At 30.0% G+C, this 23,152-nt stretch carries 17 protein-coding genes; all 17 read right to left on the bottom strand.

The window, feature by feature from the left end; translation table 11 throughout:
• Positions 1-66: 66 nt before the first annotated feature.
• The 17 genes from ACAG39_09460 to ACAG39_09380 all read right to left on the bottom strand — a co-directional run bounded on the left by ACAG39_09460 (position 67) and on the right by ACAG39_09380 (position 23,151).
• A complete protein-coding gene (locus ACAG39_09460; GenBank protein MEZ0537462.1) occupies positions 67-1,134 on the bottom strand; it encodes a uroporphyrinogen decarboxylase family protein in 1,068 nt (355 codons plus the stop codon).
• Between the two features lie 30 nt (positions 1,135-1,164).
• Positions 1,165-1,359: a hypothetical protein gene (locus tag ACAG39_09455; protein ID MEZ0537461.1), complete on the bottom strand. Its 195-nt coding sequence runs from the start codon at positions 1,357-1,359 to the stop codon at positions 1,165-1,167.
• Positions 1,360-1,431: 72 nt separating this feature from the next.
• Positions 1,432-2,577 (bottom strand): uroporphyrinogen decarboxylase family protein, encoded by a 1,146-nt coding sequence (locus ACAG39_09450; GenBank protein ID MEZ0537460.1) that lies wholly within the window; start codon positions 2,575-2,577, stop codon positions 1,432-1,434.
• Positions 2,578-2,606: 29 nt separating this feature from the next.
• Positions 2,607-3,647, bottom strand: coding sequence for a uroporphyrinogen decarboxylase family protein (locus ACAG39_09445; GenBank protein MEZ0537459.1), 1,041 nt, complete (start codon positions 3,645-3,647; stop codon positions 2,607-2,609).
• Positions 3,648-3,845: 198 nt separating this feature from the next.
• On the bottom strand, positions 3,846-4,703 hold the full coding sequence (locus ACAG39_09440) for a sugar phosphate isomerase/epimerase family protein (protein ID MEZ0537458.1): 858 nt from the start codon (positions 4,701-4,703) through the stop codon (positions 3,846-3,848).
• 16 nt (positions 4,704-4,719) lie between these two features.
• Positions 4,720-5,745 carry a Gfo/Idh/MocA family protein gene (locus ACAG39_09435; GenBank protein MEZ0537457.1) on the bottom strand — a complete coding sequence of 342 codons (1,026 nt, stop codon included), beginning with the start codon at positions 5,743-5,745 and terminating at the stop codon, positions 4,720-4,722.
• Positions 5,746-5,767: 22 nt separating this feature from the next.
• A complete protein-coding gene (locus tag ACAG39_09430) occupies positions 5,768-6,664 on the bottom strand; it encodes a sugar phosphate isomerase/epimerase family protein (protein ID MEZ0537456.1) in 897 nt (298 codons plus the stop codon).
• 39 nt (positions 6,665-6,703) lie between these two features.
• Positions 6,704-9,499 (bottom strand): alpha-mannosidase, encoded by a 2,796-nt coding sequence (locus ACAG39_09425; protein MEZ0537455.1) that lies wholly within the window; start codon positions 9,497-9,499, stop codon positions 6,704-6,706.
• 54 nt (positions 9,500-9,553) lie between these two features.
• The gene (locus ACAG39_09420; GenBank protein ID MEZ0537454.1) at positions 9,554-10,513 is read right to left on the bottom strand and encodes a uroporphyrinogen decarboxylase family protein; all 960 of its coding nucleotides are present in this window, start codon (positions 10,511-10,513) and stop codon (positions 9,554-9,556) included.
• A 108-nt stretch (positions 10,514-10,621) separates the two neighbouring features.
• Positions 10,622-13,744 carry an alpha-mannosidase gene (locus ACAG39_09415; protein ID MEZ0537453.1) on the bottom strand — a complete coding sequence of 1,041 codons (3,123 nt, stop codon included), beginning with the start codon at positions 13,742-13,744 and terminating at the stop codon, positions 10,622-10,624.
• A 28-nt stretch (positions 13,745-13,772) separates the two neighbouring features.
• Positions 13,773-15,638 (bottom strand): beta-N-acetylhexosaminidase, encoded by a 1,866-nt coding sequence (locus tag ACAG39_09410; protein MEZ0537452.1) that lies wholly within the window; start codon positions 15,636-15,638, stop codon positions 13,773-13,775.
• A gap of 86 nt (positions 15,639-15,724) precedes the next feature.
• Positions 15,725-16,762, bottom strand: coding sequence for an SIS domain-containing protein (locus ACAG39_09405; protein ID MEZ0537451.1), 1,038 nt, complete (start codon positions 16,760-16,762; stop codon positions 15,725-15,727).
• A 29-nt stretch (positions 16,763-16,791) separates the two neighbouring features.
• Positions 16,792-17,607, bottom strand: coding sequence for an endonuclease/exonuclease/phosphatase family protein (locus ACAG39_09400; GenBank protein MEZ0537450.1), 816 nt, complete (start codon positions 17,605-17,607; stop codon positions 16,792-16,794).
• A gap of 52 nt (positions 17,608-17,659) precedes the next feature.
• Positions 17,660-18,703: a family 20 glycosylhydrolase gene (locus ACAG39_09395; protein ID MEZ0537449.1), complete on the bottom strand. Its 1,044-nt coding sequence runs from the start codon at positions 18,701-18,703 to the stop codon at positions 17,660-17,662.
• A 23-nt stretch (positions 18,704-18,726) separates the two neighbouring features.
• A complete protein-coding gene (locus ACAG39_09390) occupies positions 18,727-19,671 on the bottom strand; it encodes a carbohydrate ABC transporter permease (protein MEZ0537448.1) in 945 nt (314 codons plus the stop codon).
• 17 nt (positions 19,672-19,688) lie between these two features.
• On the bottom strand, positions 19,689-20,597 hold the full coding sequence (locus ACAG39_09385) for a carbohydrate ABC transporter permease (protein ID MEZ0537447.1): 909 nt from the start codon (positions 20,595-20,597) through the stop codon (positions 19,689-19,691).
• A gap of 13 nt (positions 20,598-20,610) precedes the next feature.
• Positions 20,611-23,151 carry a DUF5696 domain-containing protein gene (locus ACAG39_09380; GenBank protein ID MEZ0537446.1) on the bottom strand — a complete coding sequence of 847 codons (2,541 nt, stop codon included), beginning with the start codon at positions 23,149-23,151 and terminating at the stop codon, positions 20,611-20,613.
• Position 23,152 lies beyond the last annotated feature (1 nt).

Genomic DNA, 23,152 nt, shown 5'->3' with positions numbered 1-23,152 from the left:
AACTTTGCTTTTATCATCAGTGACGTTTTAAAAAACTTTCATAGCTGACATTAGAATAAACTTTTTTTATAACCACCCATATTCCCTCCCAGTTTCATACATCGCTATTATATTTTCTACTGGACTAATGGGTTGAATGTTATGACATGGTGCGATTATATAACCTCCATCAGCTCCTAATATTCGAATATTTTCAATAACTTCATTTTTTACTTCCTTAACCGAACCAAATGCCAGCGTATACTGGTTATCAACACCACCATGAAATATTAACTTATCACCAAAATCTTGTTTCAATTTATCCCTTTCCATACCTTCGCATCTCCATTGTATAGGATTTAGTATATCTATTCCTATTGATATTAAGTCAGGAATAATCTTTCTTATAGCACCATCATTGTGATGAAATACATATACACCAGCTTCATGAGCTAAATCATTCATTCGTTTCATTCTTGGAAGTAAAAATTGCTTTATATGTTCTGGTGAATACATAAGATCTGTCTCTGCACCCATATCTTCAGCAATATATGAATATGTAATTTTACCAGGTATTTGCTCATATATCCTTAAAGTATTCTCATAACAAAAGTCAAACAATTTATCAAGACAGTATTCGACTATATCAGGGTATAATATTAAATCCATAAAGGCTTGTTCTTGACCACGTAAATTTTTATATATCAAAAACGGTTCAGAACCTCCTCCTTGTATCGGATATTCTTCTTTCCCTTTTATCTGTTCAGGTATTATATTATAATCAAACCAATCAGCACTTGGCCATGTATAATTTTTCTCTATTTCTTCTATAGTTTCATATTGAGCCAAAGGATGATAAATACATTCTGCATAGACACCTCCGTTATACTCTATGTATCTATATCTACATCCATACATATCAGTGTTTGGTTTAAATTTAGGCCCTATATAAGCAGGAAATACAGTAACAGGTTTGTCAATATGGAGCCTTTTATATAGCTCTTGTTCACTGTTACAATTCAAATGTTTCATAAGCTTATCAGTAACTTCAGGGGTTGCCCAATAATCCATTGGTAGCCTATCAGGCTTTTTTCGCTGTAAAACTGCTTCCCATCTTTCCTTTGGAGTCATACATTCTTTATACAAATTAATCACCTTCTCACGTTATATTTTGTTTGAAGCAATTTAGAATTCTACATAGTTTCTGAAAAACTCTTTCTTTTCCTCTTTATTGCCATTATATAAGTCAACAAACTTTTTATTTAAAATCTCTTCCATTATATGCTCTGAAATTATATGCTCATAAAGAGGAATCCTTTCTACCTGAATGTTTTGGGCAGCATTGATAATGTTTCTATAATCGGGTGTGAATCTATTCATTAAGACCACTTCCTCTTTTCTTTATAAATAAAATATTGTCAATCAATACTTTTTGTATAAAACACAATATTACTATTTACAACCACTAACTGTTGCATTATATTCGTCAACTATCTTTCCAACAAATCTGATTCTTTCTATATCTCCAAATGATGGCATCTCGTCTGAAATACCAAGAATAAGCTTTGGTGCAAACAGCTCAATTACTTTTCTTGTTTGTTTTTCAAGTTCTTCAATTGGGTACGTATCTGTAAAAAGTATTGCTGCAATGCCATCAATCAAAAATATATCATCGCCGAGGGCATCTTTCACTTCATAAAGAGTTACATCCCCTTGTGGTTTTGGGGTTATTGCCTCTATTCCATCAAGCCCACACTCTTTTGTAAAAGGCAATAATGTCTTTACATCACCATCCCAATGGGCATGGGTAAACTTTCCTCCTTTATGTAGTAGTTCATTTCTTCTTTGATAAGCAGGTAAAACATACTTTTTAAATAATTCAGGAGTTAAAGTTCCACAATGAACATTGTCCCCAAAATTAATTATTTCAATTGGTGATTCATTTATCACTTTAATAAGCCTTTCATGGCTTTCATCAAGAACCTTAAAATATGCTTCTACCGTCTTTGGATAATCGTATAATGAGTATATAGCTTCTTCAACTCCCATAAGGTCTATATATAAGCTCTGTATATTCACCCTTGGCATAAATATTGTAGGAAGGCCTAAATCTCCCCATATGGCCTTTATTTCATAAAACCTTTTTTCATCAAACTTCCAAGTAGTCCTCTCCTCTAGCCAAACAAATACCCTCATATCATCTTCACACGTTATCCACCATTTGACCGGGTATGTACCATAATTAGATGTATTAGATCTTACTATTGAGCTAACTTTCCCAACAGGAGTTTCAATTATATATTCGGTTTCCAAATCAGATAGCTTTCGAGAATAGCTTGCAACTGATGTAGGAAATTCTTTTATAAAGCACTCATTATAGTCATAAATCCTATTTGAACATCCTAATTCCCTATATATCTCAGGTAAAGTCATCCCATCAAATGGTTCTGGCAATTTTTCGCCACAGAATATCTTGTCATAATACCAACAGAGAATTCTTGGCTGCCATATTATTTTGCCACCCGATTTCCCTCTTATAACATCATAATTCAGTTGTGCAAGGTTTAAGTTCTTATGATCTGTTGCCCTTTCTTCCATAATAAAAGCACCTCCTTTTACTAAGTTACCTACACGTTTTCCCACTCATCAAAAACTGCCTGTATATTTTCAATTGGATCATTTATTCCCCATTCGCACTGAGCTATTACTCCTGTTTTTATACCATTTGGCATAAGAGCTTTTGCAACTCTTCTAACCCCTTTTCTCACTTCTTCTTGCTTTCCAAATGGCAAAAGGTATTGTCTATCTACCTCTCCCCAGAACACTATTTTACCAGCATACTTTTGGCCTAGTTTTTCTATATCCATGCAGAAAAGCTGAGAGTTAACTGCATTGATGCCTATTTCTATTAAATCCGGATATATGTCTTCAATGAAGCCATCAGAATGGAAAAAAACATATTTACCGTGTGAATGAATTATATCACAGTATTCCTTATACAATGGCTTGAAAAGTTCTCTCCAACTTTCAGGTGAAATCAATAACGCTGTTTGAGATCCCCAATCATCCATAAATGAAATAGCATCAACATCTGTCTTCATCCAAATGCTTAGTTCTTTTATGTAAAATTCATGTAACATATCTCTTAGCTTATAAAGTTTTTCCTCGTCCAAAGCTATATCAATAAAAAGATTTTCTGTTCCTCTTAAAAACTGCATTCTCTCAAAAGGTCTTATATCTGTTCCTCCAACAATAAACTTATCTTTATTCTGCTCACAATACTTATTAACCTCTCCTACCAAATTTTCATCTAAAATCTCCAATGGTGGTTGATAAGAGTCAAGTTTTTCCCAATCCTGTATAGCAGGCTCTTTTACCTCTCCTATCACACCATCCTCTGCTACATAAAAAACACTACCCCAACTATCAACATAGTATCCTTTTTTGCAAAGCTCTCCTTTGGCTTTATCTCCCTGTCTATAAATTCCGACAGAACCTATTATATCGTTAGGATATTTTTCGATAATGCTATTTAGTTCTTTTGATCTAAACATTGCAACACCAGGCAAAAACCATAACTGCCGTGGGATCTTATCAACCTCTTCAAAATTCAATGTCCTGTTAACCCTTTCTTTACTGTTCATAACCATTTCATTCCTTTCAATCATAAATAAAATCCATATTAGGTTTGCACTATTTATCACTATCCTGTAATTCATTATTTCTACAATTACTATAATAAGTTCATTAATTAACTAAATTCTATTTTGAATAATCTTCAAAGATAAGATGAAGTGAAACTAAATTTAAAAAAATATCCATTGTAGTTGATAACCAACCTCAATGGATCTCTATATAAAATCTCTTTAAAAATCCAAACTTTTTAAAAAATCAATTGCTTCCTTTATATCATTCTCAGGATTTTCTCCTACTTCTCGTTCAATTGTTAAAAAGCCTTTGTATCCGATGTCTCTTAAGGCTTTTATATAGTTTGGAAAGTTAACTTGACCTTTACCTAATGGAACCTCTTTGAAATAGTCCTCTAGTCTAAAATCCTCTATTCCACCCTCTGCAAAGAAGTTATATATTATTTCAGGATCTGTTTTCTTAATTATAATTCCATCTTTTGCATGAGTGTGTACAATATAGTCTTTTAATGTATAAACACCTTGTACTGGATCATCATCGGTTACCATTACAAGATTTGCAGGGTCGTAATTTACTCTAACTCCCTTACTTTGCAAGCTATCAAGAAACTTCTTTAGAGTAGCTGCTTTTTCAGGACCTGTTTCTATTGCAAAATAAGCGCCAACACTTTGAGCATACTCTCCTAATTCTTCACACGCCTCTTGTAAAATCTTATATCTTGGGTGATTCTCATCTTCTGGAATAACGCCTATATGAGTTGTTACAACATCTGTTTCTAAATCTTTTGCTAAGTCCATTATTTTCTTTGATTTTTCTATTTTGTATTTGTTGTCCTCTCTTCGAGTAAAGCCATGTCCTCCTAAATCCCCACAAAGAGCAGATACTACTAAACCATGTGATTTGATGTAATCCAAAAGTTCTTTTCTATATACTTTAGAAAGATTATCTGGATCCATAAAACCACTAACAGCATAGATCTGAATACCTTGGGCTCCTAATTTTTGAGCTTTTTTAATTCCTTCTTTAATATCTACTCTAAAAGAATCAACCATTACACCTATAGGATGATTTGCCATTTTAATCACCTCACAATTATTTTACCTCAACAAACAAACCATTTTTATCTGCTGATTCCTTTTCTGCTTCGGCAATCTTGATTGAATCCATTGTGCTGTATGGATTTGCCTTTTCAAGAACAGTATTATTTAATATTGATTCTATAAAGTATCTTATTTCTCTATAATATCCATTATCCTTATCAAGCTCTGGATAAAATCCTTGTTGATCATTTGGATTAACTTTTAGTTTGCCTTTTTCAAATACAATATTTCCTCTTTCAAAATTCACTCTAAAAATCATATCAAAACCAAAATCACCGTTCAAAGTCCAATCATCTTGTGCATTTATTACTTTTGAATCACTATATATATAGTTTGTTGAAATAGCATCATACCCACTGCCTTGCATTATCTTCTTAGCAATTGTTGAAACATACTGAGGTTTGCCAAAAAGCCAATTTACTATATCAATGTCATGGATATGTTGGTCTAAAAGACACCCTCCACTTTTTGTCTCATCAAGAAGCCAGTTTTGATATGACCAGAGTGGAGTTGAACCACCTCTGAAGAAATATGCACTTACTACATTACCAAACCTCTTATCCTCTACACATTCCTTTAGATATTCATACGCAGGCCAAAATCTGAGGCATTGAGCAATCATAAGCTTTTTGTTATTCCTAAGTGATGCTTCAATCATCTTGCTGCATTCATCGGAGTTTAAAGCCATCGGTTTTTCACATAAAACATTAATACCCTTATCAAGTGCTTTTATGGCTGCATCAGCATGTAAATATGTAGGAAGTGAAATATCTATAATATCTAACTCTTCCTCTTCAATCATCTTTACGTAATCAAAATATAGCTTATAGTTTGAAAAATCATAGTTTCCCTTCCCTACATCCAAGTTGCCTGTTACTTTATTATCTTCAAATTTAGTTTTATCAATATCACACAAAGCTACTAATTTAATTGGCAAGCCTTCTTTTTCAAGCCTAATATAGTTTTCAAAATGGGTTCTTCCCATAAAACCAAGTCCTATAAGTCCAATTTTTAACATAAATAATCACCTTCCTAAGTAACTATACTTCATTCCAAATTCTTCTTAAATTATCCATTCCAATCCTTGAAGCTATTCTACAATCCTCTAATCCTTCAAATTCAATAGTAATAAAACCATCAAATCCAGAATTCTTTATTGTCTTTACTATCTCCCAAATATCTAAATCACCATAACCTACAATTGAACCTCTAATATAGTTACCACTTGCTGTTGGAAACCATACTCCACCAGAACAATGGAATGGTATTGCTGTACCTGGATTTCTATGTGATGGACGCCAATAGAAATCTTTCATATGAATAACAACTGTATGTGGTAAAAGTTTTTTGATATTTGCAAGTGGAGCTTCATCTACACAAAGGAAATTACCAACATCTAATGTACATTTATAATTAGGTCTGTTAACCTCGTTAATTAATCTTAAAACACGATCTCCACCATTTACATAGAATCCATGATTTTCAACTGTTGTTGTAATACCATATTTAGCTGCATAATCTGCAATTTGTCTACATGCTTCAACCATTTTAGGTAAGTCTTTTTCAAAGTGAATAATTGTATTCTCAGACATTGGCCTTCTAAATGATGAAATATCATGTCTCATAAATTTTACACCTAAGATATTAGCAATATCAACTTCATGCATAATTCTTTTTATTTCTTTTTCATATTCATGGTCATTATCTTGGAGTAGATTTGCCAAAATGGAATAATTAGAAACTTCAATGCCTACTTCCTCAGCCTTTTTTCTAATTAGCTCAGCTAATTGTTCATTACCATCAAGTTTAAATCCAAAAGGAACAATTTCAACATGTTCACCACCATTTTCTTTAATCCATTCAATTGCATCAAGTACTGTCATTTCACCTTTTTCAATTGCATCTAATAGACTATAAGTACTTAATCCTATTTTCATTTTAATTCATCCTCCTTAAAATTAAATATAAATTAAATATTAATATTTAACAATAATTGTTTTTAGGCCATATTCCTTCATTTTTAACGATATACTATTTTGTTTGATTTCAATATCATCTGAATTTATTTTTTCTTCATTTATATCTGTTGAGTATGCTTCTATTGGTTTAATTCTATTGAAAGTCATCTTTACAAAATCTTGTTTACCATCTGCCTCATACAGCCTAATAACTAATTTTCTCTCTCCAAATTCTGCTTTTTTAATAGCTGAAATTACTGTTGAATTACTCTCAAAATCTAATAATTTGTCTTTTAAAGGTAATTTCCCTTCATGCTTACTATTATTAATAACATTAATATCATGATTATAGTCATAGGATATGTTTAAAATTTTTCTGTTTGACTCAATAATATTATCGGTAAATAAAGCAAATTCTATCTTATGTTTACCAAACTCAGGGTATGGATCAGGTTCATGAGAACTTCTTATTAATGTCAAAGAAATAGAATTATTAATTGACCTATATGCATACTTTGATTTACTAAACAAAGCTACAATGTTTTTATCTGATTTTGCACATGCAAAAGTGAGACCAGGTACGTCTAAATCATACTCAGTTCTTTCAATAACACCAAAAGGTATATCATAAAGATATTTTTTACTCTCAAATGATAATGGAACATAGAATGAAAGCTGAGGTATAATACCCTTCTTTAAATCGGCAATTTCTTTAAAATCCACTTCAGAAACAAACTTTAACATCTTGCTATTCTTATCTAATATAACTTGTACTGAAATGTTAGATGAATTACCAAATTCAAAATCAAAAACAATACTATTTCTTAAAGGCCCAGAAAGAGCTTTTCTTACTTTAACATTCTTATGAATATCGAAAATATCAAGATATCTTCCAACCACCCATGCATTAGCACCACTATTAATATCTTCATAAATAAGTCTAAAAAAAGCTCCTCCTCTTTTTGAATCAATAAGTTCAATATTGTTATCCTTATCATATAATGAAATTAATTTTGCCGAAGATGTATCAAAAACTGCTTTGATTCTTTCATTTTCAAGAATAAATTCATGTGGTTTTTGCACTCTTGGATCCATAGGAAAATATATATCTAAATCTTTTGTTGATTTTTCATCTATGATGTATGTTGAATAACCTAAAGATGGGATCTCTGCTTCAAGTAAAATTTTAATATACTTATGACCCCAATAATCCTTTGGAATTTTATCAACAAATTGATACTGTACAATATTCCCTTCAGCATCAGTAACAATTAGTCTATCTATATCACCATCCCAATCCCATAGAGTAATTTCAACAATGTCCTTCCTTTGATATATAGATGGATTAAAAAGATGAAATACTCTTCTTTTACCTTTACCTCTTGAATCTTGAGATATCTTATAATTGTTTGAATCAAAAGCTACTCCTGCTCCTTCTGATATTGTATAACCTTGGTCATCATCATCAAGTATACTTTGTGTATTAATATTTAAGGCAATATTCTCGAGTGCAATCTTTTTTTGTGATAATAATGTTGCCATAGTTTCTTGAAAAAGTCCCATTGCATATTCTCTTGTTTCAATAACTCCTGAACCTGGTATAATGTCATGGAAATGAGAGAATAAAATATTGTGCCATGATTTTTCAATTTTATCTGAAGGATAGTTGGTATTAGATAAAATATTAGAAAGTAAAGCTAACTTTTCAGTTTCTTCAATAAATGCTTCAGAGATCTTATTTGCCATTTTAATTCTTGATTGTGTTGTGAAACATCCATCAAATACAAAATTTAGCTCTCCTTCGACAATAGGTAGTTTCTCTTTGTTTTCTTCTAATTTAGCAAAAAATTCTTTATATGTACCAAACTTAATAGTAGGATATATTGGGTAATTATTTAGTTTTAAAATTGTTTCTATATCCCTACGTGTGGGGCCCCCACCATGATCTCCTACACCATAAACCTTTAGCATATGTTTTAATCCATATAACTTATAAAACTCAGATACAAAAAGTGCCATTTCAGGTTTTATAAATTGGTTATACCAGAATGGTTCTTTATAAACTATTATCTCATCACAAGATGGTGATTTCCATCTATATGCAATGTCTTTATCATTACCTCGACAATGATAATAGTATTTAACACCACCAGCATTCAATATTGAAGGCACAAATTTGCTGTGACCAAAAGTATCTGGCTCAAAATCAATTAACAAATCATCTTTTTTGATGTCAAACAGTTCTGATATATATTTTTTGGTATAAAGAATGTGTCTTGCAAGGCTTTCACCATTTGGCATGTTCTTATCTGTTTCAACCCAAGTGGAAGCAATTATCTCCCATCTGCCTTCTTTTACTCTATTTTTTATTTCTTCAAGCATTTTAGGATGATATTCTTCTACAATTTTATAAACAGAAGCTTGAGATTGTGAAAAAGTAAAATCTTTATATTCATTCATAAGATTTAAAACTGTCCTAAAGGTATCAAGAGTTACTGAAACTGTTTCATGATATCCCCACATCCAGTTCATATCAATATGTGCATGCCCTACACATATTATAGTAAATTCCTTTGCAAATTTGGAAATTGGCTTAAGAATTTCTTCAATTTTATTTCCAATTTCTTCATCAACATATTTTCTTTTATTAAATTCTTCAAATAATAATTTAATTGCCTTTTCAACAATTTCAGTAAAGTTATTATCTATTTCACACAACTTATATGAAAATTCAATCTCTGATATTATTCTCTCAATCCAATAATTTTGATTTTTGAATTTTCTCAGATAAGTTAGCATTTCTAAACCTTTCATTCTATCACCTTTATTCTATAATAAAATTTACCTTGTTTTACTATTTACTAAATATTATAAATAATCTCTGTTTTTCAAATAATATTGATGTATTAATAGATAGTTTTCTAATGGCATACCTTTAAAAACCACATTTGATGTTGAAAATATATATCCTCCATTTGGTTTCCCATTTTTTATAGCATATGCAGCACTGTCTATCATCTCTTGTTTTGTTCCTGTTTGCAGTAAGGCACAATTGACATTACCAATCAAGCATACTTTATCACCATATTTTTGCTTTATATAAGCTATATCAACACCACCTTGAGGATCCAACGAATGAAGTGCATGTGGTTTGCAATCAATTATCTGATCAATTATTGGCATTATATCTCCATCAGTGTGTTTAATTACATATGCTCCCATTTCCCTTTGAGCTTGTATTAACTCATAAAGGTAAGGTGTTACAAATTCTGCAAATTGCTCGGGTGACATAAAAGAGCCTTTATTAAATGCATAATCAGAACAAAGAGCAAAACCATCAAGCCCTGCATCCATAAGGTGTTTATCTCTTTCTATTTCTCTTATTACCATCTTCTTGGCATTTTCTTTTAGCTCTTGTGGATTGTCAAACATTTTATATACAAACTCCAACATAGAATTACCATCAGGGATAGCATATGTAGCATCACCATGGGCTATAAATAGTCGTTCTTTATTAAGATACTCCTTGGTTTTCTTCATCATTTTTATTAGTGTATTTTCATAAGGTTCATCTGAAAAATAGGGAACCCCATAACATAGCATTACTATAGCATAATCAAAATATTCTACTACTTTTGCTAATAGCTGTGCATTGTGGTCTATTATTTCGTCTTTTGATAATCCCCTTTCCATGTCTTGTGAAGAATAATATCTCTCGCCAAAAAGCTCCTCAGTAAGCTGAAATTCTAATTCCATAGTAGGTACATATTCTGGTTGTTTTAAATTAAGTGCTAATATGGCATTTTCTTTGGGGCTTAGTTTATACATACAAATACACGCTCCCTTATAATGAAAGGCTCAAATAATTATTAGTCATTTATATATCAAATAAACTATCTAAAGTGGGGGCATGATTTTAAGCCCCCACTTTAGAATCTATTTTTGTAGCCTTATTTTAAATGTCTTTATTTCATAAGGTTTAAATATGATTTCAAATGTATTACCTTGCGAGGATATTTTTTCTATTTCATTTTCTAAGAGATCACATTCAGATACCCATTCTATATCTGTCCATAGTTTAAAGCTAACCTTAGTTTGTTTATTGTAGCATTCATACGCTCTTAATATTAAGTCTTCAGAGTCCTCTGCCTTTTTTACAACTTCCAAAATAACATTGTTTTCGCTTATTTCAATAAACGACATCTCTTTCGGTAAAATACCTTTATGTGGCTCTTCAACAATAACAACTGGTGGTACATTTAATGAGTATGCCATTAGGTGAGTTTTAGCTATTTTCCAATCTCCTTCATGTGGATAGAAAGAATAGGTAAAATAATGCTCTTCTCTATCAGCTTCTCTATTAGGTTCTATCCCAGACTTTATCAATGTAAGACCAATTTCATTATCATGAACACTATGGCCATACTTACAATCATTCAATAAAGATGCTCCATAATCTTCTTGAGAAACATCCACCCATTTATGAGCAACACTCTCAAATCTTGCTACATCCCATAATGTGTTGAAATGTGTTGGCCTTTCAACGTTGCCATACTGTATTTCAAAAGTTGCTTTAGAAGTATTTACATCTACTGGGAAAAAGGTTTTTAATAAAACCTGATTTTCTTTCCAATCTACATATGTTTTAAAATCAATCCTTGGTATATCTTGATATATGATTATATCCTGTATTATTTTTGAGTCAGAGAATGTCTTATATATACGTAAAATACCTCTTATATTATCAGTTTCTACAACTTCAACCTTTTCAACTTGATTTACATCCCAGCTTTTTTCTGTATAATATATATCAATATCCCAATTGTCAAAATTCATTGGTTTATCTTCAAATGCAACTAATCTGTTTGCAGTTTTTCCTTTTTTGAGTACCTCTCTATCAGCTCTTTTGTCATATATGCTTTCAATTTCTCCCCTTTCATTTATTAAAATGATGAAGTATTTATTTTCCAACCTATTATTTTCAACTACTAAATCTTTATGCGTTTGAAATAATTCATTAGTTTCAATAATATTAAACGTTTTGTAGCCCTTTGGTGGTAACTTATCCAATAATGCAACAAATTTATTTTTGGATATACGTTTACAAAGATATTTTTTATCTTTGGAATCTACTAAGTAAACTTCTTTGTCTGTTTCATAATCAAATTCAACTGTTTGAGAACATTCAAATGACAAAGTATTGAATACTACCAATGATTTATCCTTTGTCTCAATATTTGAAGCAATAAGTTTTGCAGCATTAATCTTAATTTCATCTGCTTTTTTTAGCACTTGTTCATATTCTTTTTTAGAAACATCATATACCTCTTTTATTGATGAACCTGGTAAAATATCATGGAATTGATTTAAAAGTATTGTTTCCCATCCATTATTCAATTCTTGTTGAGGATAATTAAATCCTAATTCCTTAGCAACAGATGAAAGAAATTCAGCATCAGTATATGCAAATTCACTTTTTCTATTGAATTTCTTGTTTCTTGCCATAGAAGTATATGTACCTCTATGATATTCAAGGTAAAGCTCTCCAACCCATTTAGGTAAATATTTATTCCCCTGGACCTTCTTATCAAGTCTTTCAAAATAGTCTAACACTTTACCCATTTTCACTTTAGGGCAGAAGCCAAATCCATTTTTCAGTCTTTTTGCATTCTCGAGCATTGATCTGGTTGGTCCGCCACCACCATCACCGTATCCAAAACAAACTAATACATCATTGTTTATATTCTTTTGTTGATATCTTTCCCAAGCACCTGCAATCTGACTTGGATTAATCTCTCCATTATATGTTGTAAAATGTCCAGATGCTTTATAGTCCTTTGTTGTAACAAAATGTGTTAATACCTCTGTTCCATCAATACCTCTCCACATAAAGGTATCATATGGAAGTTTATTGAATTGATTCCAGCTAATCTTTGTAGTCATAAAGTAATCAACGCCTGATTTTTTAAGTATTTGTGGTAGAGCTGCACTATAACCAAATACATCAGGAAGCCATAGTACCTTATTATCTATACCAAATTCATCTTTGAAGAATCTTTTTCCAAAAAGTATTTGTCTTACTAATGATTCGCCTGATGTTAGATTGCAGTCTGCCTCAAGCCACATAGCACCTTCTGCTTCCCATTTCCCTTCTTTGATCTTTTCTTTTATTCTTTTATAAACCTCTGGATAATCCTCTTTTACAAATTTATAAAGCTGTGGCTGACTTGACATAAAAAGATAATCAGGATATTCTTCCATAAGTTTTAGCACTGTTAAAAAGCTCCTTATAGCTTTTTGCCTTGATTGCTCATGTGTCCATTGCCAAGCAACATCAATATGTGTATGTCCAATACATGTTGCTACAATATCCTCATAGGATGAAAACTTATCATAAAGTTCACTTGAAAGATATTCTCTTGCTTTTTTGCATGACTTAAAAAAATCAACCGAAAATGGTTTTCTTAAATCTATAATATTAATAGCATTGTTTAGTGCATTTATAATTCCTTGTTTATCTAAACTATCATTTGGCATAAGGTTGCAAGCTTTTAATGGAACCCATAAATCATAGAATAAATCAAAAACATCTCTATTAAATATTGCAAATTCAACAAATAGTTCTAATTCCTTATCTATCATCCCACTGTAAGCATGTAAATCTAATCTTATGACATCAGATTCTTTATAGTTGCTACCAAGTAATATCTCTCTATGATTAACATCAACTGCCTGTATGAGCTTACCATCTACATAGGCTAAAAATTGTGGGTTTATTGCATCCCATCCATTCATATTTGTATAAACAATTATTGCTATTTCTTTTCCTTCAAATTCCTTTGGACACTTAAATTCAGTCTTAAACCAGAAATTTTTATCTTTACCGCCCCATCTATGTTTAATTGTGAATTGATTCCAATTGTTATTTGTTTCTGCCTCTTGTATTGATTTATAATTGCCTTCTTTAAATAAAAAGTTTTCTATTCTAATTTTATTTGAGTAAATATATCTACTAAGTTCTTCTGCAATTTTGCCTATCCTTTCAGTGATGAAGTACATTAATATCAGCTCCTTCTTTAAGTAAAAATTATAAGAATATATTAGTATGTCCAAAAACATTTGCAGTGACTATTCTGCTATAAAGACTCTCACAATATATCTTTTTGTTGTCTCTACCAGCAAAATATAATCTCTCCACCTCTAGTTCTTCAATTTTTTCTATCTCCCCAGATAGATAGTCACTAATTCTTCTTTTTGCTGTCTTAATTCTTGAAATAAGCCCACCGTATCTTATATCTATTACTTCCCAGCCAAATGGTTTATATACTCCCATCCATTGTTCGTAATGTGCTATTCTTAATTCTTCAACTTTGTTTTCAAGATAGCTAAGTTCCTTTTCTAAAATCTCTTTTAGAGTTTGCCTATCATTATTTTCATATGCTTTTTTTAATCTTACGCCAATATCCCCTTTTACCTCTAAAACCTCACTTATCAGCTTAGGAACCAAAAATATATCTTTGGGTAATCCTTCTTTTAGATAATTTTCTAATCTTTGTTTTAAACTAGAGTAAAATGCTTTAGTATCTATACCTTCAACATATTTATCAAATAACCCTAACAATATATCTTGCCACAAAAGGTATTTTGCAGGATTTGAATTGATATCTTCTTCATTTACTTTTAATTCATTTAATCTTCCTATATCTAAAAATGCTTCCATTCCAACACCAGTACAAGTTTTGCATCTTTCATCTAAATAATTTGATTCAACCTCATCTTTATAACAATGCTCTGCAAAATATACCATTCCAAGCATTGCAGCCAAATAATTACACTCTGTCCCATCGTCACCCCAAAGAGTCACAAATACTTCTTTTATATTTTCTTTTTTGCAAGCTTCTAAAGCTGCCTTAGTGTTAGGAATAGTTATTTTATAGTGTGGCACAGGACCTACCCATGTCCAATCACCACCTGCAAAAATTGGTTCAAAACCAAGTTCTTTGTGTCGCTTAATCATTTTTCTATAGTGTTCTGGATCTCTATTGTAATAATCCCAATAAACCATCTGAACATCTTTAGGAAGTTCCTTCTTTAAGTTTTCAAAATCTTGGTCTCCTGCATTATGGAAAAACATATCACTCCACATCATTGGCTTTAGATTATATTTATTTGTTATTTCTAAAACTTTCTTTATATGTTCAACAAAGATCTTGTTCCTTTCCACATATCCATGCTTTTGCATATATCTTCCTAACCCTAATATATATACCTCATCCATACCTATGTGGATTCTATTTGTGCTAAAAGGCCTTGATGCAGCAACTATCATTTTCTCCAAAAGTTCATAAGTTGTTTCTTCACCAACTATAAGATTAAAGCCTGTATCTCTATATTTATAGGTATCTCCCCATTTTAAAAATTGTTCCAAGTGACCTAATGTTTGTATACAAGGTACTACTTCTATACCAAAAATCTTAGCAAACTCATCAATCACTCTTAATTCGTTATAAGTATACTTTCCACGCATATAACCAAAGTAAGGTTCATCTTCAACTTCATAGGTTTCCTCTGTGTAAAGCATAAACATGTTGTATCCCATCAATGCAAGTCTCATTATGAGTTCCTTAACCTTCTCAACTTTTAAGGAACCATTTCTTGAAGCATCAATCATTATGCCTATTGTTTCCATATAAGGTTTTTCTTCAATGGTAAACTCACATAGACCTTTTTTTATATTCTCTATAAGTATACTAAATGCTCTAAAGAATTGATTTGGCTTGGAATAGCATATTTCTGCCTGTTGATTATTAAGGCTTATTCTTAAACCTCTATCTATTTTTTTTACAGTAAGATAGATAGGGTTTTCGATTTGGTAATTTATAATAGTTTTAAGATGATTAAGCCCTTTTCTAATTTCATCTGGTAATTGGTTAACTATTAAATTTTGTAACATGAAATACACCTCAAAATAATTTCTTAATTTAATTAAATATTATAAATATTATTAGTACATTAAATATAGTATTATATTACATTTAATTATTTTGTAATAGTAACCTTATTTAACAGCCTTGGTTTATCTGGATTATTTCCTTTTAAAATGCTTAAATAATATGAAAAAAGCTGTATTTGGGGTATAAGCACAAATGGTTTTATAAATAAATCTAAATCATCATTAAATTTAAAAAAAACAGTTGAATATTCTCTAAGTTCTTCACAATCGCTAAATGTAATAACATCAATATTCTGACTTGATAGTTTTTGGGCAACCTCAAGCGAATTATCATATGTTTCATCTCTTATAGCAACTAAAAATACAGGTATATTAGTATCAATCATAGCAATAGGGCCATGCATAAAATCAGATATAGAAAATCCTTTTGCTCTAATATAGCTTGTTTCTTGTATTTTTAGAGCAAATTCTAATGCAATTGGATAAGTTAATCCTCTTCCTAATACAAAACATTCATTTAAATATCTAAATCTTATTATCTCTTTTGATATATCCTCATATATTGATAAAGCATTTTGAATAACTTTATCGATTTTAGAAAGAAGATCAATTATTTTTTCATTGTTACCTAAATAAGCTGCAAGCATTTCTAATAAAAGTACTTCAGCAGTAAAACTTTTTGTCGCAGCAACAGCTTTTTCTGGCCCTATCTCCATAAATATATTATTTTGAGCAATTGAATTAAGTGATGACTCTTTATTATTTGTAATAGCAATTGTAAAGGCATTCTTACTATTAGCATGTTTTACAAATTCACAAATATCTTCAGACTGACCAGATTGAGATACAGCAATAACACAAGTTTTATCAAGTCTTAGTTCTTTTTTGTATATAGAAACAACAGAAGGTGCTGCAAGCATAACAGGTATACCAGTGAGGATTTCTATAGCATATTTTCCAAAGGCAGCAGCATTATCAGATGAACCACGTGCAACAATAATAATTTTATCAATATCGTTATTTTTTATTTGGTCTGCAATATTTCTTATTTTATCCTTATTAAATATAAAACTATTTATTATACATTGCTGTTGTTCAAAAATTTCATTTTTCATATTATGCATTTAATTCACTTCCTGCCACATATTAAACTTTATTTTATTATAATACTTGCAACTAAAGGAAAATGATCAGACGAATATGTATTATCCCATGAGCTATTCAAAATACCATGGTTTAATACTGTTATTCTATCATTTACAAAGATATAATCAATTTTAGTTTGATAGTTTTTTTGACCATAAGCGTTATATGTAATTGTCGGCCCATAATGGTTATGCTTTGAAATATATTTAGCATCAAATAGCATAAAATCACTATTTTCTCCTAATCCATTAGTAATGATGTTATATGCTTTTGAATCTTCTTCAACATTGAAGTCACCAGTAACAACAACAGGATTGTTACCAGCAAAATTACCAACTTTTTGCAATAGAAGCTCAGCACTTTTTTCTTGTGCTATTCGTCCTTCATGATCAAAGTGAGTGTTAAAAAAGAACAATTTTTTGTAAGTTTTTAAATCAAAAAACTCAGCCCATGTAACAATTCTTGGAAATACTGCGTCCCAACCAATACTTCCATTTTCAAACAGGTTTTCAGATAACCAAAACACTCCATATCGCTCAAGCCTTATTCTATCTTTGTCGTAAAAAATAGGTGCAAACTCACCTTTATCATGTCCATCATCTCGTCCAAATCCAACATACGAATATTCTTCTTTAAATTCATTAGCTAAATAATCAAGTTGATGTTTTAGAGCCTCCTGTAAACCAAAAATATGTGGTTTAAAGAAATAAATCTCATTCGCAACCCTTTCTTTCCTGAACTCCCAGCTATGATCTTTATCAAAAGTTGTATCTACACGAATGTTAAAGGACATAATTTTTAGTTCATTATTGCTTTTGTTCATACAAATACACCTTCTAAAATACTATTTTTATATTTATTTTAATATATTTTTCTTATTTTATAAATCTATAGTAAACAGAATCTAATGTATCTAAAACATCAAAGGTATCTTTAAGATTATCCGGTATTTCTTTTCCTTCTTTAAAATTATCAAATTCTTTAACTGTTTCAAATATTGATCTACCCGAAAGATTCCAACCTGTCACCATTAGGCCATATAAAAAGTCTTTATAATCTGATTTTTCAAAATATTCTATTGAATAATCAAAAAAGGAAATAGCAGCCTCTTTATCTTTCCAGCAAGAAGGCCATACTCTAAATCCCTTTTCAGCAAAAAATTCAACAGAAGGATATTTATTTAATTTATCATAGTGCCAGTCAGCTAAAATAATATCGTTATTTATTTTATCTATTGCAGGCCAAATACCTAAATTATCTGCATCCCATATGGAATATCCCATTTTATTTTTATCTAATAATCTATCAGCCCAAAGTATCATTTCTGTATTTTTCTCCTCAGCAATATAACTATAAAGCTTATTAACAACGTTAGCAAATAGCTCTGCTTTATTTTGCCCATGACACCTTGGACATTTTTCATCAGCTAATATAAAAACCTCATCCATTCCAACATGGAAATATTTAGCCTCAAAATCATTTAACAGTTCTTCAATCATTGGAAATACTATTTTATAAATATCTGGATGATTTGGACACCAACTTCTGCAGTATATTTCAGGCCATTTTGATTGGTATGGAATATAAGGTGATTCATCAAGTTCAGGGTAAACTCTTAATATAGAATTAGGAGAGCCTCCCCAACCTTGGTGACCTAAACATTCAAACAAAGGTATTACTTCAATTCCTAATATTTTTGATCTTTCAACTATATACTTAGCATCTTGTTTGCATAATGTCCCTTCAGATAATTCTGGATGACTATTAAACTTGTATCCTGTATTTATTTCAAGGATTAATGTATTTATTCCTCTTTTGACCAAAAATTCTTCAACTGAATTCATCAGTGGTATAACATCTTCTGAGGATCCTATGCGTAAATGAAATGCTATTTTTTTATTTTTTAATATTTCTGACAATTTAATCACATCCTTTTATATACTTAATTTGCTAATCCTGTTCTTTCTATACCAGCCATAAATTGCTTTTGGACTATAAAATATATTAATAATAGTGGCAAAACTATTAATAGAGATCCTGCCATAGCTAATGGGCTTATAACTTCCCCACCAGAAGTAACAAATAAATATGCCCTATTTCTCATAATATTAGCTAAAGCCATTGAAAGTACAGATTTTTCTGGAACAGTCATATAAACCGATGGTTCAAAAACATCATTCCAATGCCAAACTATTGATAGGATTGTTGTAACTAATATTGAAGGTTTAGAAATAGGCAATACAATTTTAAAAAATATGTTTATACCATTATATCCATCAATTCTTGCTGCTTCTTCCAATTCTTTAGGTAGTCCTTTAAAAAATTGTCTAAATATAAATATAAACAATCCGCCTCTTAATCCCATTCCAAAAAAGCATGGAATAATAATAGGTAAAAATGTATTTAACCAATGCATTTTTGAATATTGAATGTATAGAGGTATTACAAGTACTTCAGGTGGTATTACTAAACTGAAAATTACAATTGAAAAAATAAGGTTATTCCCTCTAAATTTATATCTTGCTAATCCGTAGGCTACAAAAGCACACGAAATTACCTGGCCTAAAGCAGAAATTAATGTAATTATTATTGTATTCCTCAGACAACTCCAGTATTCAAGTTGAACAAGTGCTTGTTTAAAATTATTTAATGAAGGGGACTTTACAATCCATTTTGTACTAATGTCTGTTAAATCATATGGACTTTTTAAAGCATTGGTTAATATATATATAAAGGGAAATATAAAAACAAAAGCAAAATCTATCAGTAGAAAATATATTAAGAAATTTATTATTAACTGCGATATTTTCTTTTTCTCAAAACTTGTATTTAATAATTTTTTTGAAGCATACATTTTAATTTTTTCGATATAAATACTTCTTTGCACTAATATCACTCCATTTTTTATTTTTCTCCAATATACACTATGAATCTACCCATCAGTAAAAAAGCCAATCCAATTAATATAGAAATAAATATGAAAAATATCCAGCCTAAAGCACTTCCATATGAAAGCTGCATTTGTTTAAAAGATATGTCAGTAATGTACTCCATAATTTTATTATCAATGCTTGTAAACCAATCAATTAGTGTATATACAATATTAATTAAAATAATTGGAGTCATGATAGGAAGTGTTATTTTCCAAAAGGCTTCCCAAGCTGTTGCACCATCACAATATGCAGACTCATATAAAGATTGTGGTATACTTTGGAGTCCACCAATGAAAATTATAATTTGTATGCCTGATCTCCATAGTATTGATGAAAGCTTATCAAGTGAATCTTGAATAATTTTCCCAAAGTCAGGCCCTAAATATGTCATAAATGTATCAGGAAGAATAATAGCTCCTGCAGCTCTTCTTATTTCAGTATCTGAAGCTCCAATTTCTTGTATTAATGTATCATCTAAATAGAGTCCCATTAATTGTTTCATTATAAGCCCAGTACCTAAAAGAACAGGCAAGAAAAACATTACCCTGAAAAATCCTTTTAACTTCATTCCTCTATTTAATAAGATTGCGATAAACAATGAATATACTATAATAAGAGGTAAATTAATAAGAGTATCTCTAATTGTCTCTGTAAAAGCAGGGATAAATTTTGCATCAACTGTGAACGCTTTTATAAAATTATTCATACCAATAAATTTTAGACCAAATTTTTCTATATCAGTTATTTCATTAAATGCAAGTATTAATGATTGAATAAATGGATATGCTAAAAAAGCAACAAATCCAATTATCCATGGTAGAACAAATATATATCCTTCCAAATTTGTTTTTCTTTCAAGCGACATTCTTTTCTTTTTCAATTTAGCTGCCCCCTTATTTAACAACAATATAATCAAGAGGATTTATTATAATTTTATTAATTTTTACTTTCTTATTAGAGTAATTAATATAAACTGTTAAGTTATTTGAGTAAGTAATAGCAACAATATCACTATTAATTTTCTTATGAGAAATTATATATTTATTTGAAGTACTTCCAACTCTATTTTTAAACTCTTTATAAGTTGCCAAAATATCATTTTTCCATTGGTCAAATTTTGAGGTAAATAATTCTTTATAATCTGTATATTTTAATTCAGAAGAATCTTTATAAGTAACCTGGTAGTATGGGATTGCTCCATATTCTAACGCTTTTAATTTTTCTAACTTTTTATCATAAAATAAATTAAAAGGTTTCATGCTATAAGGTATGTAACCATGTATGACCATTTGGTAAAATGGTACATCTTCATCTATAAAGGCAAAACCTGTACTTTTATATGGTAAGGAAGTTATTAAATCAACATATTTTGCAACATAAATATTGCCTTTCATTGATGCAGTAAGTATATTATTTTTCACAAATCTATCTAATGTTTTTTCCCAATATTCTTCTGTTTGATCTCTTGAAATAGCTTTATCCTTATAATCAGGATATATAAACCAGCCTAACTTTTCAAAATTTACACCTAAATAATCATGTCTTGAAATAAAGTTAAATATTTGGGTTGAATATTTTTCAAATACATATTGTGGAGAAAAAATAAATCTTGTATGTGATGCATTTGTTATTTGTTTCCCATTTTTTGCTCTTACAACATCATTTCTGACTGAAAAACCTCCAACCTTTGAAGATGCATCAATCATATTTACTTGAAGAAAGGTTGGTATATTTTTTTGTTTTGTAAATTTTATTAGTTCATCAAATTCTTTATTCCCACCTAACTTTCTTTCAGCCTCAAAACTTGAAGGATAGATGCCGTATCCTCCTTTCATCCAACCTATGAGATTTAGGTTTATGTTGTTAACACCATTTTTCATTAAATAGTCTACTATATCTTTAGCTTGCATGTATGTTGTTGAGGCTATAAATTTATCAATTAGAATCCTTTCTTCTTTAATTCCTAAAAATATATCAAGTCCTAACGAAATGTTGTCTTTTAATATTCTACTTTTCTTTAATAGTTTATTTGATACTAAATATTCTCTTAATTTGTTAGCCATTCCACTATAATCAGCTTGTGATGGAGGCAAAAACATATAAGTGATTTCTTTATCAGACTTTGTAGGTGTTCTATCATATATCTTATAATTTTGGCCATTCCAGTTTTTTGTTACCGATTCATATAACCTTCTATAATTAAATGAAAAGAATATTCTATTTAGATTAACTTCATAACCAGATGGCATATAATTAACTGATGCATTTGCTTCACCTTTATTTAAATAAGCTATAAATGCAGCGTTTTCTTTTTTAACACCAATTACTGGCATTAATATTTCTTGCATACCATTTTTAATATCATTTTCATATCTATTTATATCAAATAGTGTATCCATATAAATTTCTTTTGAATAATAAGATAGATATTGCGGATGTTTGTTCTTAAAGTATGATAATCCTCCTGAACCATCAGGTATAAGCATATAACCTTTTTCATTATCACCACTTGAACCAAAATAAGGTAATATATCTATTTTTACTATGCCAGCAAACTCCTGCATTCTATAATTATCAGTAGAGTTAGCTATTTCAGTTGATATTTGTGAAATTTCTTTTAATGATTCAATTGTCTTTTTATCCACCTTATTACTTTTTTGGGCTATATCTAAAAGTCCTCGTCCTTTTTGTTCAGATCCTTGAATTTCTTCATTTATATCAAATGCATATGAAAATAGACTTTTAGCTTTGTTATTTAAATTATCTACTCCATTCACGCTATTTAAAGTACTTTTTATATTATCAATATCAGTAGCTATAATATCAATTCTTTTTTTATCAGCTACTTTTCGTAGTGATGAACTTCTTATATTCTTTAATAAATTTTCTAATTTTACTATATTTTTTCTGGTATTACTAATTGTATTATTTATTTCGATTTGAATATCAATTTGTTCTGCTATACTATTAGCAGGTACCTTTACAATGAATTTATCTTTATCAATCGAAAACTCAATTGCAAATCTAATTCTTATACTATTACAAGTAAATGTTAATTTAATACCATTATTTATTTTGTTTTCACTTACTGATATATCACTTTTTGTTGAGTTATACTGTTTTGTTGTGCTTTCCTCTCCTGCTAAATTTGTGTATGTAAGAATCCACATAGATTTAAAATTCTTAACAAAAAATTCTTCTACTCCGTTTTTGAGCAAATATTCTTTATCAGCACTAGAAAACCATATTGAATTGTTTCTTTTGTCTTTAACTGCAATGGCTATGTCTTGACTGTTATAAAAAAGTTCTAAATATTGTGATTCTGCAACTTTTTTATATCCTGCTAGTCTATTATCCAGTTGTGAATATCCTGTTTGTACTATAAAACAACTTAATAAATATATTAAAACAAGTATAAATGAAGCCTTTTTCATT

Source organism: Caldicellulosiruptoraceae bacterium PP1, from assembly GCA_041320695.1.
Taxonomy (GTDB): domain Bacteria; phylum Bacillota; class Thermoanaerobacteria; order Caldicellulosiruptorales; family Caldicellulosiruptoraceae; genus JBGGOQ01.
This window is presented reverse-complemented; position numbering and strand designations above follow the sequence as displayed.

Coding starts and splice junctions, on each gene's coding strand:
- ACAG39_09455 (MEZ0537461.1), bottom strand. CDS start 1,359: ATGAATAGATTCACACCCGATTATAGAAACATTATCAATGCTGCCCAA.
- ACAG39_09450 (MEZ0537460.1), bottom strand. CDS start 2,577: ATGGAAGAAAGGGCAACAGATCATAAGAACTTAAACCTTGCACAACTG.
- ACAG39_09445 (MEZ0537459.1), bottom strand. CDS start 3,647: ATGATTGAAAGGAATGAAATGGTTATGAACAGTAAAGAAAGGGTTAAC.
- ACAG39_09440 (MEZ0537458.1), bottom strand. CDS start 4,703: ATGGCAAATCATCCTATAGGTGTAATGGTTGATTCTTTTAGAGTAGAT.
- ACAG39_09435 (MEZ0537457.1), bottom strand. CDS start 5,745: ATGTTAAAAATTGGACTTATAGGACTTGGTTTTATGGGAAGAACCCAT.
- ACAG39_09430 (MEZ0537456.1), bottom strand. CDS start 6,664: ATGAAAATAGGATTAAGTACTTATAGTCTATTAGATGCAATTGAAAAA.
- ACAG39_09425 (MEZ0537455.1), bottom strand. CDS start 9,499: ATGAAAGGTTTAGAAATGCTAACTTATCTGAGAAAATTCAAAAATCAA.
- ACAG39_09420 (MEZ0537454.1), bottom strand. CDS start 10,513: ATGTATAAACTAAGCCCCAAAGAAAATGCCATATTAGCACTTAATTTA.
- ACAG39_09415 (MEZ0537453.1), bottom strand. CDS start 13,744: ATGTACTTCATCACTGAAAGGATAGGCAAAATTGCAGAAGAACTTAGT.
- ACAG39_09410 (MEZ0537452.1), bottom strand. CDS start 15,638: ATGTTACAAAATTTAATAGTTAACCAATTACCAGATGAAATTAGAAAA.
- ACAG39_09405 (MEZ0537451.1), bottom strand. CDS start 16,762: ATGCATAATATGAAAAATGAAATTTTTGAACAACAGCAATGTATAATA.
- ACAG39_09400 (MEZ0537450.1), bottom strand. CDS start 17,607: ATGAACAAAAGCAATAATGAACTAAAAATTATGTCCTTTAACATTCGT.
- ACAG39_09380 (MEZ0537446.1), bottom strand. CDS start 23,151: ATGAAAAAGGCTTCATTTATACTTGTTTTAATATATTTATTAAGTTGT.